Origin of the sequence: Pseudoalteromonas piscicida (assembly GCF_002208135.1) — a bacterium.
In the GTDB taxonomy this organism is placed as follows: domain Bacteria; phylum Pseudomonadota; class Gammaproteobacteria; order Enterobacterales; family Alteromonadaceae; genus Pseudoalteromonas; species Pseudoalteromonas piscicida_A.
This window is the reverse complement of sequence record NZ_CP021647.1, coordinates 256483-275914: the sequence shown is the minus strand read 5'-3', so window position 1 is coordinate 275914 and position 19432 is coordinate 256483. Positions and strand designations below refer to the sequence as shown.

The window sequence follows — 19432 nt, the reverse complement described above, 5'->3', positions numbered from 1 at the left end:
CACATATAACAGGTTCAAATAGGAAGTCAACCGCAGTACCAACAATGCTCGTTAATGCTCGTTGATGCTGCGGTTGTTTATTCATAGAGGGTGTTTAGTTATTCGTAGTGGCGTGGCACTTTTGTTTTAATTACAGCGATATAGCCATGCCAACTTGCGTACGCTAGCAGCGGCATAATAACGATAAAGCCAGCCGTTCCAGTTGCAAACCCAAGCATCACCAAGAACACTAAGATCCCACACCATACCACCATGGCGCCGATATTTTCTTTCACTGCATGCATTGAGCTTATTACCGCAGTCATGATATCCACTCGGCGCTCCATCATTATTTGTGGCGTAAACGCTGAGATTGCGAATACACACACCAATAAAATGCCTCCCACTATCGAGCCGAGTGCTAAAAACGCCGAAAGCTGTTCAAACGTTGGGTTTGGAACATTTGGGTATAGCGCGTGGATAAGTGCTGCCAAGCGCATCCAAACAATCATAATCACCATCAATAGCACCGCGAACCCCCATTCACCAGCAGGATTACGAAACATTGATTTAAGACTGTGCGTTAGCGTTGGTTTGTGGCCCTTTTCCAACTCCCACGCAACATCATACAAACCAGCTGCGAAAGCGGGCCCGATCAGCGCAAAAGCGACGGCTGCTGGTAGAATTACCAAGTGAGTACCCGATTGGTATACTAACCACATGATAAAGGCAGGTATAAGAGTAAAAATAAGTCCATACACTAGGCTAAGTAGGGCGCATTGGCAATATCTTTAAAGGCTAATGCAAGCCAGTGAAACGGTGCCATGGCCGGGACTTTGTTGCACTCAAAGCAACGCGCAAATTCATTTTCTTTATTTATAGAATGTGTAGCAGGCATAACCATTCCTCATTGTTGCTCTCATGTTAAGGTTTAGTGGAACATCGACAATCCCGCAAGCTATCCCGAGCTATAATTTAAACGCCTATACTAAAATAGGACATCTGTCCTGTACTTGATAGGCATTAACGATAAACATTACGCTTTAATTATTACTAAGGTTTACTATGGAAAAGGTATTTCACTTAGGTCTTACAAAAGCCGACCTACAAGGCGCTTCACTGGCAATTGTTCCGGGTGATCCCGAGCGCTCAAAACGCATCTCTGAATATCTAGACTCTCCCGTCTGCTTAGCACAAACTCGTGAATTTCATGTTTACCTTGGCTTTTTAAATGAAAGTCCTGTGGTCATTTGTTCAACAGGTATAGGCGGTCCGTCTACGTCAATCGCAGTCGAAGAATTAGCACAACTTGGTATCACCACCTTTTTACGCATAGGTACAACTGGTGCTATTCAACCACATATCAATGAAGGTGATATTTTGGTGAGCACTGCATCAGTGCGTTTAGATGGCGCTAGCCAACATTTTGCACCTATCGAGTTTCCTGCTGTTTCTGATTTTTATACTACTTCGGCAATGGTACAGGCATGTGAATCATTGGGCATTACTCATCATGTAGGTATCACCGCGTCTAGCGATACTTTCTACCCAGGACAAGAACGCTACGACACATACTCAGGCTACGTCAGAAAAGCGTACCAAGGTTCGTGTGCAGAATGGCAAAAGCTTAACGTGATGAACTATGAGATGGAGTCTGCTACGTTATTTACCATGTGTGCAGCACTTGGGTTGAAGGCAGCTTGTCTTGCAGGCGTTTTGGTAAACAGAACACGCCAAGAGATCCCTAATGTCGACCATCAAGCGGTTGAAAAGAAAGCAGTCACTGCAGTATTAAAAGCGGCTGAACTCTTACTTTCGAAATAAAAGCAGTAGATGTAGAGATTGAGTGATTACTCAATCTCTACATGTGTAAGCAAATGCTCGGCATTGTATGCCTTTAAAACTGCTAAGCTTACTTGCAACTGGTTAGCACAGCCCTGCTTTTCTAGCAAAGTGATCCCTACTACATTTACCTCTGATAATACTTTACCCGACATCGCTAGTTGACTTAATGCACTTTGTAGCGGCGATAAGCTTGGATTATAAGCCGCATTTTCAGCATAACGCCCATAAAAGCACTCGCCAGTGTCTAATTTAATTTCCACCGCACTTTGGTTATGTGTGTAGGGACAATAAGCACGCAGATAATGCTGATAAAGCGTAGCACTGATTGATTCAGGCAATATTTCATTCTCGGCTAAATGATGCACTTGAGAAAAGAGCTTTTCACTATTGCCCAGATCATCCGGACCAAACGAAGTCGGCAGCAAATCACACAACGAAGTTTTTCCTGTTGGCAATAAAATTTCAAGTTCCCTTGCAGTGCTTAGCTCATTCATAAATTGGCGACAAAATCCGCAAGGCGCAGCATTAATCGTCATTTTAGTGATTTCAGTTGCACCATTTAACCACGCATTGTTAATTGCCGCTTGCTCGGCATGAACAACTAAAGAAAGCGCCTGATGTGAGAACTCTAAATTCGCGCCTAAAAACGCTTGTTGAGATTTATCATCCCAAGCAATGGCACCAACATAAAATTGTGAAATAGGGGCGTTGCAAACTCAGCCGCGACTTCAAGTAAAGCAGCTTCAAGCTCTGATCGAGATAGTTGAAAGCGGTTTTGATATTGTGCAAGCTGGGAATAACTCAATATACCACGATGGGCGATAGCGTACTGCGTTAACGCACTTTTTATTGATGGTTCTATCTTTGCCATATTGTTGTCATGTTTATCTATGGCAGGATAGTTTACGCAAGAGTTACAGCCGACTCAACCATTCTCTTGCAGATTTAAAACACTCAAAGTTTTCAGCGCTGATATTAAAACGCTTAATTTTTTGTAGAAAAAGGTCATGCATATAACCTTCAAAACCAACGACGCGCGCGATATGCAGATTGCCAATATTGTGCGCAACTTTCGGCATTATGTTCACAATATCAATCGCTGCGAAGCGGTGCTCGAGTTCACTCACATCTACTAACACTTTGCTACTATTATGTTTTTTAGCATATAGATTGGCTTTCTCGTATGCCGAGACCACATCGTTTGCATTCGCAATGCCTCTGATCTTCATCATAATCAGATCATTACACTCATCAAATGTGACGCTAGTAGAAATTTTGTGCATGTATCGTAGACCTATCAACCGACAATTCTTGAATAAAACAAATAAAACGACTGGTAAAACCAGCCGCGCATTTTAAATCAATGAGAATTACTGTCAACAAATATACTAATAAAAAACCAATCAAAATAAAAAAACCAATCCATTGGGATTGGTTTTGTAGCTATAATGCTTATAAATGTAAAATTTTACAAAGAATGATTATTCCAATTGTTGCACTAACCAGTATTGCGCATCCCCGCCGCTATCCCTGTCATCGTGATCATAAGTGCCAGTTCCAAATCGTGACTGGTTTCTTCACGAACCCGCTTTAACAACTCAATTTGTAACAGATTGAGTGGATCAGTATATGGGTTTCTCAGCCCGATTGACTCTTTGATCCAAGGTTGCTGCGACAACAACGATGACTCTGGCGCAAGGCCGCGAATAAGCTCGATAGCTTGCTGTAGATTGTCTCTTAATTCATCCCCTAGACCTTTATACTCATCACTGACTAAACTTGCGTCATACATTTCGCTGAGCCAAAGATCGGCTTTGCAAAATACCATTTCGAGCATTTCTAAACGGGTTCTAAAAAATGGCCATTTTGCGCTCATTTCTTGAAGCATGTCTTTACCAAACGTTTCCACAGCGGCTTCTAGGCCTTCTTTCGCTCCCAGCCAAGCGGGTAACATCAAGCGGTTTTGGCTCCATGCAAAAATCCACGGAATGGCCCTCAAACTCTCCACACCACCGTTTGGATTACGTTTAGAAGGCCGCGAGCCTAGCGGTAATTTAGACAGTTCTTGCTCTGGCGTCGCCATTCTAAAATAAGGAACAAATTCAGGGTTTTCTCGAACGATACTGCGATACTTTTTACATGAAGCCTCACTAATCGTCTCCATTACCTCAACCCATTTAGGTTCAGGACGAGGAGGTGGTAACAAATTACTTTGTAAAATCGCACCGGTGTAAATAGATAGACTTTGCATGGCGACTTTAGGTAAACCAAATTTAAAACGGATCATTTCGCCTTGTTCGGTTACTCGCAAGCCACTTTTTAGTGAACCGGGGGGCTGAGATCTTAGGGCTTGTGCTGCAGGCGCACCTCCGCGACCGATCGTGCCTCCACGGCCATGGAAAAGCACCAGCTCAATGCCCTTAGCATCAGCAAGGTTAACTAGTTTTTCCATTGCATCATACTGCGCCCATCCTGCCGCCATCATCCCCGCGTCTTTTGCAGAGTCGGAATAGCCGATCATGACATATTGCTTGGCGCCAATCGTGCCCTTATACCAAGTGTTATCAAATAATCCGCTGATCACTGATTGTGCATTATTTAAATCATCCAGCGTTTCAAATAGCGGGGCTACCGGTAAGCTGAATTTACATCCACTTTCTTGCAGTAATAAATGTACAGCGAGAATATCTGAGGCACTTTGCGCCATCGAGATGATATAAATGCCAAGCGCATTTTGGTCTTGCTCAGCAATCGTTGCAAATGTCTCTAGCACCTCTTGAACATTAGATGAAGGTTGCCAGTGACGCGGCAATAAAGGCCGTCTCGAGCTTAGCTCTGTTAATAAGAAGGCCTGTTTGTCTGCTTCTTGCCACTGGGCATAATCGCCAAGGCCCAAATAACGCGTTAATTCGGAAAACACTTCGGTATGTCTGGCGGAGTCTTGACGAATATCTAACTTACATAAAGACACACCAAAGCAGTCGATTCGTCTTAAGACATCCAATAGCAAACCATTGGCAATATTAGCCATGCGACAATCAACCAGTGAGCGATAACATGCCTCAAGCGGCTCTCTTATCTGTGAAACCTGTTTAATCTTGTCCTGATAATGAGAAGGCGTGCCTTTGATTTTATATTCCAATGCTGCAATGGTTTCTTCTACCTCTGCTCGTATTTGCTTTAACACATGGCGGTAGGGTTCATTGCTGCCATCCGCTCGCGCTATAAAGCTTGGAGATGCATTACTCATAGAAAGCTCTGCACCCAAGATCTCTAGGTCGCGACGATATAAATCAAGCGCCATCCAGCGGCCATGTTCAAGAACTGATTGCGTAACATGAGAAGTAACAAACGGGTTTCCATCTCTATCGCCCCCATCCAAGAAGTAAGCTGGATGGGACTAAAATTAGCCGGTAGCTGTAAGTTTAATCGCGTTTTAACTTGAGCATTAAAATACCGAACAAACTTAGGCACGGCTTCCCATAGGCTATTCTCAATAACCGCGAACCCCCACTTTGCTTCATCCAGTGGTGTAGGTCTCTTTTCTCTAATGTCGCTCGTGTGCCACGCTTGCGAGATCAACTGCTCAATACGGTCAATGACCTCATCATAGACAGGATCCTCACCTGAAGTCACCTCAAGCACTTTTAGACATTCACTAAGCTCAACGTGTTTATTGATGATGGTTCTTCGTGTTACTTCCGTCGGGTGAGCGGTTAGCACCAAATCTATTTTCAGTTTGCTTATCACATCAGCAACTTCGTTTAGTGTAAGTGCGCCAGCGTCAACTTTACTTTGCAATTCATCAAGCGCCCTATCGACCTCAATCATAACACCGTCAGGGGAGCCAGATTTTGAAATGGTGTGGAACTGTTCTGCGACATTGGCAAGGTTTAAGAAGTGATTAAATGAACGAGCAACGGGAAGTAACGCTTCATCGCTTAGGCTACGTAAGGTGTCTATGAGCGCTTGCCTATCTGAATCATTACCACTCCTCGAGGATTTTGCTAGGTGCCTAATTTCTTCAACTTTATCTAGCGTCTCTTGACCCTGCGCTTGTTGAATAATTTGCCCTAACATCTGCCCCAAAAGGCTCACATTACTACGTAGGCTTGCGTATTGCTCTGTCATACAATCTCCTTGATGAAAAGATACTCGAACTCCACTATACCGAGAATAAATTGATTTGCGAACGATCTATTTTCAAGACGTTAACGTAATAACATGACAAAGATAAGTATTATTCAAGTGAACGAATGATTGTATTTTACGATGGCAACTGTCCGCTTTGTGTGAGGGAAATGAACGAACTCAAGCGTTTTGATAAACACAATAAAATTGATTTGGTGAACATTCACGATAATCGCTTCTATTCTGAGTTTCCTGAGATAAAGCGTGAAGCGGCAATGGCAAAGCTCCACGGCTATGATAACCAAGGCAAGCTAATTTTAGGGTTAGATGTTACTGCAGCGGCTTGGGGTCAGGTTGGCAAACATCGTTGGATTAAGCTACTTAGGCTCCCTGTAATTAAAACAATTGCAGACCGCGCTTATCTGTTTTTTGCAAGGCATAGAATGAAAATTTCTAAACTTCTGGCCCCAAATCAATGCAGTGTGCAAAATAGTGGAGACTGCAACCGTGACTAATCTCGCGATCATAGTGATTGGTGCAAGTTCAGCAATTGCCCGTGCATTTGTAAAAATCCAAGCTAGGCATAACCCCAACGTAAAAGTAATCACAGTGTCTAGGCAGGCTAAAGAAACTTCACAAGCTAGCAATCTACATTTTCAGTGTGATTACTCAAAGGCACAAATTCGTCAAGTTGCGATGCACATTCTTGAGTTAGGCTTTGAAGTGAAAAGCGTCTCTATTTTTAATGGTCTTCTCCATGACGAGATTGATAAGTTCCCAGAGAAAAAGCTTGAGGACATTGATCTTGACTACAGCATGGCGCTTTTCAACATCAACACCATGCTCCCTATGCTTTGGTTGCAAGCCTTGCTACCAGCCATAAAAGGTAAGCAGCCATGCATAGTTACGGCACTCTCTGCCCGTGTTGGAAGTATTAGTGATAACCGGATTGGAGGCTGGTACAGCTACCGCAGCTCAAAGGCAGCGCTTAATATGATGTTTAAATCTGCGGCAGTCGAGCTGGCGCGTCGAGCAAAAAACGTTAAGCTCGTGTTGTTCCATCCAGGCACTACAGACACGCCACTTTCAAAACCTTTTCAAGCCAACGTCCCGGAAGACAAACTCTTTACGCCGGAATTTGTGGCAAACCAACTTAGCGGCATCATCGCAAATTCCCCCCCTGATGGCACGGTGAGCTATGTTGACTGGCAAAATAAACCAATTGAATGGTGATCACATCATGAAACACTTCTCAAGTGACGATATTAAAACCTTAGACGAACGTTATCGTGCATTGATGATAAATTCGTTGTCGGGCTTCAAAAGCGCGAACTTAATTGGAACGGTTGATGACGCGGGTCAAGAAAACGTGTCTATCGTCAGCTCCGTTTTCCACCTGGGCGCTAGCCCCGCGCTCGTAGGTGTTATTTTTAGGCCACATAGCGTACCTAGGCACACGCTAGAGAATATCTTAGCGACTGAAAAGTACACCATTAATCAAGTTAACGTTCAAATTTATATGGCAGCCCATCAAACCTCCGCCAGATATGAAAAAGACCAATCTGAGTTTGAACAAACAGGGTTAACCGCCCAGTATTTAAATAGTTTCCCAGCTCCTTTCGTCAAGGAAAGCAGACTAAAATACGGACTTACACTCAAAGATCATCAAACCATCAAGCTTAACGATACAGAGCTAGTAATAGGTGAAATTGAGACGCTCCACGTTGATGAAACCGCTTTGCTCGAAGACGGTTACATTGATATCGAGGCACTCGACAGCGTTGCGATTTCCAGTTTAGATGGGTATCACAGCACCAAACGTATCAATCGTTTAGAGTATGCCAAACCAAACAAGCCAACTAGAATTAAGCTGCTTGGCTAAGCGCCCTACAGTGATTCCAAGAGCTCAAGCAACGCTTCGAGCTCTTCTTTAAAATGTTTCTTTTGTTCGTCGCTCATCGTGCCTTTGAGTTTAACTGCTAAACTTGCATACTCTTTTATTCGCCTTGCTTGAATATCTAGGATGCGCTCAGGCAGCGCTGCGGGTGTAGTGACTATTGCCTGCTGCAACAACTCAGGTGAAACTTGCTCGGTTCCGCTTAGTAACATGGCTTGTTTAAACTGACTAAATCGCCTTTGTTCATGTGCACGCCAAACCTGACGTGCAAACTCGCCTTGCTCATAATATTCATTAATAAGTCCCTTTTGTTTATCACTCAGATCCCCAAGCCAACGTTCATAGCGGTTGAATTGGTCCCCCTCGTCCCAATCATCGACCAACATTTCTTTTTCTATGTTGGCTATCAGCATTTCTCGCTGCTCGCGATTCAATGAGTTTAGATGAATTTCTAATGTGGGGTAGATTGCTTCAACGACTGAATACCAGTAAGTTCGTATGGTATACACCATATGTACCATGTCACTCTCAGTCATGGTTTGCCAATGTTTTAGTAGTGCTTGGATATGCGCTTTGTATTTTGGTAGCTCGGACTCCCGATGCCACGCAACCAAAGATTCTACATCAACCTCCAGTTTTTCCTCTTGCTCATCCGTCAACTCAACATAATCGGAAATATAATAACTCGCTAACCATCCTAAGTTGTTGTAAGCCAATCTTTGACTACATCCAACCAAACAAAGTAAACACAGCGCCAGTGCTACTAATTTCTTCATCCTATTGCCTCAATTTTTGTTTTTATTACCTTATATTAACGTAGTGTCTGCTATTTTAGATTTGTATTTTGTAAATCTGTGTTACTGGGATTAGAATAACTATCAACATAGTTAGCATAGCTACCTTAAGGAGGTCTATGATGTTAGGCAGGATTTCAAAAGCATGTATCGCCATTGCGCTATTAAGCCAAGCACCTCTGGCAACAGCAGGATTGGAAGAAGGCATAGAAGCACTCAATGCTGGCAGGTTTGAAGAAGCGCTACAAGAATTCAATTATTTAGCTGAAATGAACTATGCCCCCGGCATTTACCAACTCGGAGTGATGTACGAAGGCGGCTATGGTGTCGTAAAAAATTCACGAAAGGCAGCAGAGCTATTTCAACAAGCCGTTAAGCTCGGTGAGGCCGATGCAATGTTTGCGCTAGCAGTCATGTATGACGAAGGTCGCGGCGTTAAAAAAGACCGTTCTAAATATGTTGAGTTAATGACCAAAGCGGCAAACAAAAACATGCCAGCCGCGCAATTTAACGTCGCCTTAATGTATGCAAACGGCGACGGTGTGCCGCAAAGCTACCGCCACGCTCTTAACTGGTATGAGAAAGCCGCTGCAAACAACTACACCTTAGCCATGTTTAATTTAGCACTCATGTATTTTCAGGGCTTAGGAGTCGAGAAAAATATTGAACGCTCGTACGTGTGGAACACGTTAGCCGAGTTTAATGGCTATGCTGAAGCCACAAAGAGCCGAGTGCTCGACGAAAAACAGCTTTCCCCTTCACAAATAGAACAAGCAAAAGAACTCGCTAATAGTATTTATGAGCGAATTCAAGCCGGTAAATACGTAGCTGAAACACGTACTAAATAACCTAAACTTAGGTTAAGTAAAGTGGTAAATAATAAAGGTCTCATGTAAGGCCTTTATTATCTTTCCTTGCTAAGCGCTTGGGTCATTACTGTTACACCTAGGTAACTGTTACGATCATTGTTAACGGTGATTATCTTTTATCATTGTTGAACCCACTAACACTAAGGTAAACTAGCGTTTCATTTATTATGAGCTGTGAAAATGAATCGCAAAAAGAAAATTTACGAAACCCTTAAGAAAAAAGACAAACGTGCAAATGCTAAACTTCAAAAAAGCAATAAGCCGCGCTACATCTCAAAAGCTGAGCGTGAGAAAATCGCGGCCCAGCAGCAAGACAATGAGGAATTAAATAGGACAAACACCGAGCATTAATTGCCCGAATTTTTTATCATCTCGGCCTGTAGTCCGTCATTAACGGCATTATTTTCAAATACAATAAGTACCAACACGCAATGACTCTTTGTTCAACAGGTTAATACTACTTTTTCCTCAAAAAGAGCCACTCTAAAGGCTTTGTAAGTAGCTTTGAATGACCAAGCAGCATCTTGTTGCGCCATTTGGTATTATTGGATTGGAGAACGGATTTTTTATGGCTAAAGGTATAAAAGCCCTCCTCGCCGTGATATTGCCCCATGCCGGAGTGACCTAGACCACCAAAGGGTAAAGACTCAACAACCACGTGCACTATGGTTTCGTTGATCGCTAAAGTCCCCGTTGCGAGCTCTTTTGACACTTTATTCATGGCGACCTGAGATTGCGTAAACAAATAACTCGCAAGCGGTGTAGTGTCTTCTCTTATGTAGCTAATCGCATCACTTAAGTTGGATATTTTTAGGATGGGCAAAATCGTTCCAAATAATTCCTCTTGCATCACCCTCATGCTTTTGTTGACGTGAGTAATGATATGCAAAGGAAGCTGGCGATTATCGTGTGAGGGCTCTGCTTGCCATACATTCGCGCCTTTGCTTGTAGCATCAATAATAATGTCGTTTAAGCGCTGAAATTGCCTGTCGTTAATAATTGAAGTTTGGTTTTTTACACCCACTTTTGATTTGTATGTTTTTTCGTAGTGCTGTTTCAACTTAGCAATGAATGCCTCGTATATTTCTTCGTGCACTAACACATAATCTGGTGCAACACAAATTTGCCCCGAATTTGAAAGCTTACCCATTAACACACTCATTGCAGCGGCGCTGATATCAGCGTCATCAAGCACAATAACTGGTGATTTCCCCCCTAACTCTAAGGTGACCGGCGTGAGGTTTTTAGCCGCGGCTGCCATCACCTTTTTGCCAACTGCCGTTGAGCCTGTAAATAGCAAGTGATCGAATGGTTGATCAGTAAACGTCGAGGCAATATCAGGTCCACCTTCAATGACGCACACTTCATTGTCCAATCCTTTAAAAATGGCTCTTATCACCGCATTCACCTTGGGAGTGAATTCGCTCAGCTTGAGCATGACTTTGTTTCCAGCGGCAAGGGCGGTAATAACGGGAACAATCGCCAGCTGAATTGGATAGTTCCAAGGAGCGATCACGCCCACTACGCCTTTTGGCACAATCTCAATCTTTGCCTTTGACGGAAGCCACTGTACACCGGGTGAACGTTGCTGCACTCGGCACCATTTACGCAGATGCTTAGCGATATAATCAATGGAATTAATGCAAGGCATGATGTCTGCAATCACGGTATCGAATCGACTCCGTGTACCAAAGTCCAGATCCGCTGCCTCGACTAATTGATCTTGCCGCTGCAACATACGTGCTTTTATTTCAGCTAATAGACGTAAACGCTTCTCAAGCGCTGGGTAAGGATCTTGGTTAAAGCGACTTTTTAACTGAGTAAATGTAGCGATTAAGGTGCTGGTATTATCTTCAATCATTATCGTGCCCTGCTAATGTCCAATTCGAATATAGCAAGGAAAAAACAACGGGTCTATCTTCAAAAAACTAGGTTTTACAACAATTGTATTTAGTAAATGAACTATTTTGAAGCGGAAAAATAGCTTTAGTATCTCCGCTCTCGCGTCCTGCTACCGCCAAGGTACCTATATCCATATAGGCAAGGCAAAAATTTTGCTATTTAGTTGTTCTAAATGAGAAGTTTTTAACGACGCTAATATGGTATTTAGCCCTTCAAATAGGTTGGAGAATTAACACAATTGGTATTACTATAGAGACAGGCTGCGTATGACCGAGTTGCCTTTCGATGGACACAGCCTGTGGAGAATGGCAACTTTAAAACCCTAGTATGCTCCTTGCCAAAGTCAAGGTCACAATTGTAATTAACCCTATCGCGACTAAGTTCAAAACAAACCCAGCTCGGATCATGTCTTTAATTTTTATTTCACCCGAGCCAAATACGATGGCATTTGGTGGTGTTGCAACAGGCATCATAAAGGCACAACTGGCCGCAATTGCAGCTGGAATAACCCAAGCTAGAGGAGAACCTGTAATTGATTCAGCGACTGGGCCAAGTAAAGGCAAAAAGCCTGCTGCCGTTGCGGTATTGCTAGTAATTTCCGTTAAGAACGTAATAAGTGCAGCAACAACTAACACGCCAAGCACTAAGCCCATGGCATCCGCCCCTGCAAGTAAGTTAGCGATGTAATCGGCAAGTCCCGAAGATTTGATCTGTGCCGCCAGTGATAAGCCACCACCAAATAGTAGCAAGATACCCCAAGGTACCTTAGCTGCGCTTTCCCAATCTAAAATACGCTCGTCACTTCCCGACTTGGCAGGAAGAACAAATAGTAACAGCGCGGCTGCAATGGCAATGCCGGTATCTGACAATTTAAGGCCAGTAACATCGCCAATTAGCGGTCTAAAGATCCAGCATACCGCTGCTAAAATAAATACCACAAACACCCCTTTCTCAGCACGAGACATTTCACCTAGTGCTTTTAATTGGGAAGTAAATAACGACTTAGTATCAACATTAATTTCTTCTTTATCGACCTTATAAGTCACTTTGGTCAACCAGAACCAAGCAAACACCAGCATCACCAAAGATAGAGGCACACCAATCATCATCCAAGTGGCAAAACCAATCTCAATTTGATAACTGTCGGATAAATACGCAGCCATTAATGCATTTGGTGGCGTACCGATTAAAGTTGCAATACCGCCAATACTTGCACCATAAGCGATAGAAAGTAAAAGCGCTTTAGCAAAGCTTTGGCTATCTCCCCCCTGCTCTTTTACCAAGTGAATAACCGAAAGTGCAATCGGTAACATCATGACTGCCGTTGCCGTGTTTGACATCCACATAGATAAAAATGCGGTCACGCCCATCATCGCTAAGATCTGTATACTCGGTTTAGTGCCGGCAAACAACATGGTATTCAGCGCGATGCGTTTATGCAGCCCCCACCTTTCCATGGCAATCGAAAGCAAAAATCCTCCCAAGAATAAATAAATCAAAGGATGCGCAAACGGTGCAGCAACCGCTTTAATAGAGGCAATCCCGACTAAAGGCGAAATAACCAAGGGTAATAACGAAGCTGCCGGAATAGGCACTGCTTCGGTTATCCACCAAGAAGCTAGCCAAAACGCTAAGCCTGCGGTTCTCCATGCCTCAACCGACATGTCAGAGGGTGGCTCAACCAAACAGATCAGTAACATTACCAAGGGACCAAGCCACAGAAACAGCTGCGTTTTTATCGTTTTTTTATTCTCTTCTGTCATTATCTTGAACCTTTAAAACTTGTATTTTAAGCCAACTGCGATGCTAGTATCGTCTTGCGTTTCAAGGTCGAGCTGCGTTGCCATCAAATACAAGTTAGTTTGTTTATCAAAAATATAGTCTGTACCTAGCGTCCACTGCGTTGCATCTTCACTGTGGCGTAATCCGCTTGAGTCTTTGGCAAACTGTAGCTTCGGACGCCAATTATCGTCGAGTTGGTAACTTACGCTTAGGACATAGCCATTACCCGATTTGTCTTTCGCTAGATTTTCACTGTCTTGGATAATGGCACCAAGTTGTAGCTTTTGCCACTTGTAAGCCAACGCGATACGCGTAGCAACTAAATTACCAATACTGTCAGTATGGCTTAAGGCAACATAGTAATCTTTATTTTTTAATGCTCGGTCACCATAAATTGCGGTTGCTGCAAACCCGGTTTCGTCATTACTCGCGTCGTCTTTAGGTGTGTAGGTCAGAGAGAAAGAAAAGTCGTTCCATTTAGGTGATGCATACGTGACGGAATCACCAACTCTATCTTGACCTGCTAGCACTTGGGCAATATCACTTTGAGTTTCATTAAATTGATCGATTTTACCTTCACTGAACTTAAAACGCGTGTCGTTTCTGCCCACTAAAACGGTACCAAATTTACCTTCAAGGCCGACATAGGTGTTCCTTGCTGAAAATGGCTCGGTGGTATCGTCGTGTTCAAAACCTTTGACTTGTACTTCGTATTTGTAGACGAGCTTTAGATCGCTTGATAAGCCGTGAGTGCCTTTTACACCAATTCTTGAAAATGGTGCGTCAATTTGTGTGCCCTCTTTGGTATAGCGCATCACGCCTTTATCTGTGTTGGCAATTTGAACTTCAGCTTTACCATAAATGCTGTAGTCTGCGGCTAGCGTAGAGGCTGATAACGTTGCACTGGCAACCGCCAACGCCACTAAAGATTTACTTGCTGTCATAACTTGTCTCATTTTTTAATTATTGTCGCTTAAGACAACGCAATTCTGAGACCAAAGTTTATTTTTTAATATAAATCAGATGGATAAATTAAAGTTAAAGGTTAATGGCAGTTAAAATGTGCGGATTTCCACACACTTAAATCTATGCGGTGTCACTAAACTCACCCATCATCATTGGTGAACATAGTGCGATTTAAACCATACTTACTCATCTTGTCGTACAAGGTTTTTCTCGGCACTTTTAGCAAATGCATCGCATCTTTTATGCTGCCTTGGCTTTGGGCCAGTGCTTCTTCAATTAGCGATTGCTCGTAGTAGCTCACCTTCTCAGCCAAACTCAACGTTTCGTCAGACAAATTGCTTTGCATGTTACTCGCAGTCATCGCACCACCAAGTAAAATATGGCGCTCCGCATGATTTCTCAGCTCTCGCACATTTCCAGGCCAATCTTGTGCCAGTAGCTGTGCCTCTAGTTCCGGGCTAATTGGCTGCATGGGTTTATGAAAGCGAGTCGCGGCAATGGAGCTAAAGTGTTTATATAACAGCGGAATATCAGCTTTTCTGGAACGAAGTGAAGGGATCATCACTTTGACAAGGTTAAGTCGATAAAATAAATCCGAGCGGAATTTACCTTGCGCGACTAAGGTTTGTAAATCCACTTTGGTCGCTGCAACCACCCTAATGTCCAGTGCTATCGCAGTGTTGCTGCCAACAGGCGTCACACTTCTTTCTTCTAAAACGCGCAGCAGCTTCACTTGTAAAGCCGCAGACATGGCTTCGATTTCATCCAAAAATACCGTACCGCCTTGGGCAAAAGAAAATTTTCCCTCGCGAGACTCTTTGGCGCCAGTAAATGCACCGCTTTTGGCACCAAATAATTCACTTTCAATCAGTTCTTCTGGAATTGCACCGCAATTGATAGCGACGAAGTTATGATTTGAGCGCTCGCTATGGTCATGTAAGTATCGTGCCACCAATTCCTTTCCTGTACCGGTTTCACCTTCAATCAGTACGTCAGCTGGGGTATCAATCACAGCATCAAGCAAATGCAGCATTTGCTGCATTTGTTTTGTCTCACCTAAGATCCGTACGCCCGGCGCAGACTTTTTCTTAACTTGCGCTTTTAGCTCTCGGTTTTCCATCACCAACCGGCGTTTATCAAGCGCCCTTTCTATACAGTCAAGTAGCGGCTCTGATACGGGCTTTTCAAAAAAGTCGTAAGCCCCTTTTTGGATGGCTTTTACCGCCACTTCCACATCCGCAAAGCCGGTCAGAAAGACCACAGGCAACTCAGAGTCAAACTGCATTACCTGCTCTAAAAATTGAATACCATTCAGGTCTGGCATGTTGATATCACAAAGCACAACGCCTTGAAACTGACGAGAAAGCTTTTTTAATGCAGGCGCTGCACTAGAAAAGCACTGCACCGAGTAACCTTCTATTTCAAATAGTTGCTTTAGTGCATCGCGTATACTTTGCTCATCATCGATGATTAATAGTGTTTTCTCTTCAGTCATGTTGGGGATTCTTTGTATGTAAACTAATTAAAAACTCGGCACCACCTTGCGGATGATTGTGCGCACTGAGTTTGCCTTGAAAGGATTCAATGATCTGCTTTGAAATAGATAAACCTAAGCCCAAGCCATTACCTGATTTAGTGGTGTAAAACGGTTCAAAGATGTTGGATAAGGCGTGTTGCTTTATCCCTTCGCCCGAGTCGATGATAGACAGCTGGATCTTGCCCTCATGTTCTGCGGCGCGAATATAAATACACTTATTATCTTGATCAACAATGGCTTGGCACGCATTGCTAATAATATTCACCAGTACTTGCTCAAACTTAAATGGATCGACCCATATATTGCACGCAAGCCCTTCACTTTGAATCTCTACGCCGTAACGTTTGAGCTCAGGTCCAACTATAACTAAGGCGTTATCTACTGAGTGCTTAAGGTTAGCCACCAGCATTTTATTATCATGATGCTGACTAAATGACTTTAGCTGCGCCACGATTTTATGCACCCGAGTGATCAAAGATTGGATCAGTACCATGTTTTCAATTACTTTGCTCACTTCTCCTTTTTGAGCCAACCGCTTGGCGCTGGCAACATACGCACTCATTGCACTAAGCGGTTGGTTTATTTCGTGGTTAATGCTGGCGCTGAGTTGCCCTATGGTTGCCAGCTTGGCAGTGCGAATGAGCGCATCTTGCGCCTGCTCTAACTCTAGCCTTCGGCTTGCGACCTCAGCCTCTAAACTCTGCTGGCTAAAAAGCAGTTGTCTGTATCCAGTAAGTTTACTCAAGGTATACTCAACAACAATAAAGATTAAGATCAACACTAGTGCCGTTACCCCAAGCCGCGACCACTGTGCCGCTTTGATAGGCGCAATTTCGTGAAGCAAATAAAGCGTATATTGCTTGTTAAGCGGCCTCTTTTGCATCAGCGCGTCACTGCCATGATCAGAAGTTTTAACTCTGGTTGGTGAAAGCACGCGCCAATCAATCGGGAATAGAGGTTGGCTTTCAAATTGCCTTGAGGATTCAATTTCTTTGCGCTTTGCAGGTGACAATCCCCCTAACGATGCTAACCGCCACTGCTCAACATCAGAAGCCAGCACAATATGATTGTTGTCCACGATTAAAAAATGGCTATCGGTCCCTGTATCAAGTTGCGCTTTATCAGACTCAAATTTACTGGCATTTACCTTCATCACCACTACACCCACAAGTGTCTCATCTTTGTAGACAGATTTAGCAAAATAAAAACCGCGAGTTTTGGAACGTAAACCGAGCGCAAAAGAAACATGTTCATTGCCTTCGATTGTTTGGTAAAAATAGGGTCGAAAGGCAAAATTGCTGCCTTTATAGCTATGGGGTAAATACCAGTTACTGCTTGCGACCACAGTACCGCTTAGGTCTAGTAGGTAAACGTCTGACGCACCACTTGATATCTGAATATCCTGTAGGTATCTGTCCAATTCATTGGAGTCTATAGCGGTTGTTTGCTGTAAGCCTGATTGCACCAAATTGCTTAAGCTCAATTGCGTTTGGATAGCTTGATAACGAGTAAATTCAGCCTGGATATAACTATTGAGCTTCTCTAGGTTGGTTTTAGTCTGACCAAGGACATTTTCCTCATCCTGTGCCACATTGAACAAATAGCTTGCCCACAGCCCACAAAATAATAATAAAAGATAAATTAATATCTTAACTGAGAACTTATGTGACACACGCAACTCCTAATTGAACTCATTGAGTCTATCAGAAGCAGAATATCAATTAAATCAAATCTCTTTAAATCAATGTATCACTAAGCGCCAAGACCGGAGATAAGCAAGATTATATCCCCAGTCTTAATTTTAAACGCGTATTAATTCGCGCTAATATTTAGCGTTACATTGCTCGCTGCTTGGTAGCCTTGCAGGCCGATATGCCAAGTGCCTGCCTGAGGGTTGGAGATTGTACATACCTCATTATTGCCATTTTTGTACGGCCGACATTGGTAGGTGCTGGTATTTGGTTGCGTGCCAAAATTAACATAAAGATCCGCATCTCCCGTGCCTCCCGACGTCGTAATTGTCAGGGTTTGGTATCCCGCGGTTAGTGCTTGACTAAAATACTGCCACTGTCCGCTGGCGACAGAAATATTATTGATAGTTTCGTCAATAGGCGTATTGCCACTTGAGGTATCGTATTGCCCTACCAAACTGACCCCCGAAATCGCGTTCCATGCTTCTACCATCACGTAATACGTGCCAGTTTGCACAGCGGAAATATTGCATTGCTCGTTACTAGACGAGTTGGTGCTCTTGCAGTCATGAGTATCCAAAGTAGGTTTGGAGCCATAGCGAACGTAGAGATCGGCGTCACCAGTACCACCTGACGTGGTAAAACTTAAGTTAGTTGCACCTTGTGGTACTTCCATAGTGAAAAACTGTTGGCTTTTAGAAACGCCAGAAATGCCCGTTTTAGTCACGCCATTTTCAAGCTCATTGTTTGGCGGTGGCGGAGGTGTATCACCCGCATTTTTGCCAAGCTCAGCAACAAACGCCAGCGCGAGTTTTGCAAATTTTTGTGCATGTGTTGAATCAAATTCGGTATCGTTGGTGGTATGAATTTTTCTGTTGATATCAGACATTCTTGATTCAAATGGCATAGAAGCTGGGAACCCTTGCTGATACCAAGATGCATGGTCGGAGCAGCCATAGCCACATTGGTCATAGGCATAGCTAAGGTTTGGCAAATAAGTTTCAATTAATTGGCCTAAGAACTGATTCTGTGCGCTGTTTGTATAGTCTGTCATCATCACAATATCCGCACTACTACCATTGCGTCCAGTCATATCAAATTGTGTCATACCGACTACGTTTTTTCCCTGAGAGCTGTACGACTGAGCGATAGCTTTCGAGCCTCGAAGCCCAACTTCTTCTGCCGCAAAGCCCATGATTTGGATTGTCCGCTGAGGCTGATAACCATCTTCAACAATAGCGCTTAGCGCTTCGGTAAGCACAGCTATCCCAGAGGCATTATCATCCGCACCCGGCGCAAGCCCACTCGAGTTAGATTGGTTAATTGAATCAAGGTGCCCGCCGATAATAACGATTTCATCGCTCAGTTCACTACCTGGAATGGTGACAATCACTGAAGACTGAGCCCAAGAATGGCTAAAATATTCAACACTAATATCTGAGCGACTTGCTGCAATATCACTCCATGTTTGCTTGACCCATGCAGCAGCATCAATGCCTGTTTGCGAGGTATAATAGCGGTTATAAAAACTGGTTAGCGAATTGACACTGCTGTCTAAGCTCACTGTACTGACTTTTGAGATTAAGCTGTTAACCCGTGTAGGATTATCGATGCTGTAGTTAACCAGAGCTGCACTTGGGTTTACGCTTTCTAACTGTGCAAGATAGCTTTGCGCCTGCTCTAAGGATTCATGGGCGACAAAACCACCACAGCGGTGATATTCGTCGTGCATAAATGCACTTAAGTGCGAATGTAAGTTTGCAGGTACTTTTAGCGCTTTGATTTCACTGTTTGGTAAAGAAAACTGCTCGAAGTGAGTACCGCGAATAGAATTATGGACTTGGAAATGCTGGCTAGACTTCGCATCCATCGTCACCCAAACCTCTTCAGACGCTTCAGAAAAGCCACTCAAACAGGCAATGCTCAGTAGCATAGGTGTAGTTAATTTCATTGTTGTATCCTCAACTCATTTGAATAGCAACATGATTTAAGCTGTGAGCAAAATAAGAAGGTTATTCAAACGAGATAAATTTCTAAAT

General features: G+C 43.4%; 16 protein-coding genes and 2 pseudogenes. 6 read left to right on the top strand and 12 right to left on the bottom strand.

The window, feature by feature from the left end:
- Positions 1–98: 98 nt before the first annotated feature.
- Positions 99–877, bottom strand: a pseudogene (locus B1L02_RS19755) (DUF2189 domain-containing protein).
- Between the two features lie 167 nt (positions 878–1044).
- Between B1L02_RS19755 and udp the strand changes: the two are divergent.
- A complete protein-coding gene (gene udp, locus B1L02_RS19750) occupies positions 1045–1803 on the top strand; it encodes a uridine phosphorylase (protein WP_088532495.1) in 759 nt (252 codons plus the stop codon).
- A 26-nt stretch (positions 1804–1829) separates the two neighbouring features.
- On the opposite strand, the gene cdd is transcribed toward udp, so the two are convergent.
- The 4 genes and pseudogenes from cdd to ppc form a co-directional block, all read right to left on the bottom strand.
- Complete coding sequence (gene cdd, locus B1L02_RS19745; protein WP_232003239.1) at positions 1830–2501, bottom strand: cytidine deaminase; 672 nt, start codon at positions 2499–2501, stop codon at positions 1830–1832.
- The gene (locus B1L02_RS24720) at positions 2465–2695 is read right to left on the bottom strand and encodes a hypothetical protein (RefSeq protein ID WP_232003224.1); all 231 of its coding nucleotides are present in this window, start codon (positions 2693–2695) and stop codon (positions 2465–2467) included. Before B1L02_RS24720 ends, cdd begins: the two co-directional genes overlap by 37 nt.
- Before the next feature lie 43 nt (positions 2696–2738).
- Positions 2739–3107, bottom strand: a complete 369-nt coding sequence (locus B1L02_RS19740) for a hypothetical protein (RefSeq protein ID WP_010605328.1) — start codon at positions 3105–3107, stop codon at positions 2739–2741.
- Between the two features lie 215 nt (positions 3108–3322).
- Positions 3323–5955, bottom strand: a pseudogene (gene ppc / locus B1L02_RS19735) (phosphoenolpyruvate carboxylase).
- Positions 5956–6080: 125 nt separating this feature from the next.
- On the opposite strand from ppc, the gene B1L02_RS19730 reads away from it, so the two are divergent.
- The 3 genes from B1L02_RS19730 to B1L02_RS19720 are packed head-to-tail and all read left to right on the top strand — an operon-like array spanning position 6081 to position 7837.
- Positions 6081–6470 (top strand): thiol-disulfide oxidoreductase DCC family protein, encoded by a 390-nt coding sequence (locus B1L02_RS19730; protein ID WP_088532494.1) that lies wholly within the window; start codon positions 6081–6083, stop codon positions 6468–6470.
- The gene (locus B1L02_RS19725; RefSeq protein WP_088532493.1) at positions 6463–7188 is read left to right on the top strand and encodes an SDR family NAD(P)-dependent oxidoreductase; all 726 of its coding nucleotides are present in this window, start codon (positions 6463–6465) and stop codon (positions 7186–7188) included. Before B1L02_RS19730 ends, B1L02_RS19725 begins: the two co-directional genes overlap by 8 nt.
- A gap of 7 nt (positions 7189–7195) precedes the next feature.
- Positions 7196–7837, top strand: a complete 642-nt coding sequence (locus B1L02_RS19720; RefSeq protein WP_088533132.1) for a flavin reductase family protein — start codon at positions 7196–7198, stop codon at positions 7835–7837.
- Between the two features lie 5 nt (positions 7838–7842).
- Here the strand turns inward: B1L02_RS19720 and B1L02_RS19715 are convergent, their stop codons facing one another.
- The gene (locus tag B1L02_RS19715; protein ID WP_088532492.1) at positions 7843–8628 is read right to left on the bottom strand and encodes a DUF6279 family lipoprotein; all 786 of its coding nucleotides are present in this window, start codon (positions 8626–8628) and stop codon (positions 7843–7845) included.
- A 140-nt stretch (positions 8629–8768) separates the two neighbouring features.
- Here B1L02_RS19715 and B1L02_RS19710 point away from each other — a divergent pair, with 140 nt between their 5' ends.
- Positions 8769–9494: a tetratricopeptide repeat protein gene (locus B1L02_RS19710; protein WP_088532491.1), complete on the top strand. Its 726-nt coding sequence runs from the start codon at positions 8769–8771 to the stop codon at positions 9492–9494.
- Positions 9495–9695: 201 nt separating this feature from the next.
- Positions 9696–9866: a DUF2986 domain-containing protein gene (locus B1L02_RS19705; RefSeq protein ID WP_088532490.1), complete on the top strand. Its 171-nt coding sequence runs from the start codon at positions 9696–9698 to the stop codon at positions 9864–9866.
- Between the two features lie 106 nt (positions 9867–9972).
- Here the strand turns inward: B1L02_RS19705 and B1L02_RS19700 are convergent, their stop codons facing one another.
- The 6 genes from B1L02_RS19700 to B1L02_RS19675 all read right to left on the bottom strand — a co-directional run bounded on the left by B1L02_RS19700 (position 9973) and on the right by B1L02_RS19675 (position 19344).
- The gene (locus B1L02_RS19700; protein ID WP_088532489.1) at positions 9973–11376 is read right to left on the bottom strand and encodes an aldehyde dehydrogenase family protein; all 1404 of its coding nucleotides are present in this window, start codon (positions 11374–11376) and stop codon (positions 9973–9975) included.
- A 355-nt stretch (positions 11377–11731) separates the two neighbouring features.
- Positions 11732–13180 (bottom strand): SLC13 family permease, encoded by a 1449-nt coding sequence (locus tag B1L02_RS19695; protein WP_088532488.1) that lies wholly within the window; start codon positions 13178–13180, stop codon positions 11732–11734.
- A 12-nt stretch (positions 13181–13192) separates the two neighbouring features.
- Positions 13193–14143, bottom strand: coding sequence for a porin (locus tag B1L02_RS19690; protein WP_088532487.1), 951 nt, complete (start codon positions 14141–14143; stop codon positions 13193–13195).
- A gap of 161 nt (positions 14144–14304) precedes the next feature.
- Complete coding sequence (locus B1L02_RS19685; RefSeq protein ID WP_088532486.1) at positions 14305–15660, bottom strand: sigma-54-dependent transcriptional regulator; 1356 nt, start codon at positions 15658–15660, stop codon at positions 14305–14307.
- Positions 15653–17374, bottom strand: a complete 1722-nt coding sequence (locus B1L02_RS19680) for a sensor histidine kinase (RefSeq protein ID WP_088532485.1) — start codon at positions 17372–17374, stop codon at positions 15653–15655. The genes B1L02_RS19685 and B1L02_RS19680 overlap by 8 nt, the downstream gene beginning before the upstream one ends.
- Positions 17375–17514: 140 nt before the next feature.
- Positions 17515–19344 (bottom strand): M28 family metallopeptidase, encoded by a 1830-nt coding sequence (locus B1L02_RS19675; protein WP_088532484.1) that lies wholly within the window; start codon positions 19342–19344, stop codon positions 17515–17517.
- Positions 19345–19432: the final 88 nt, after the last annotated feature.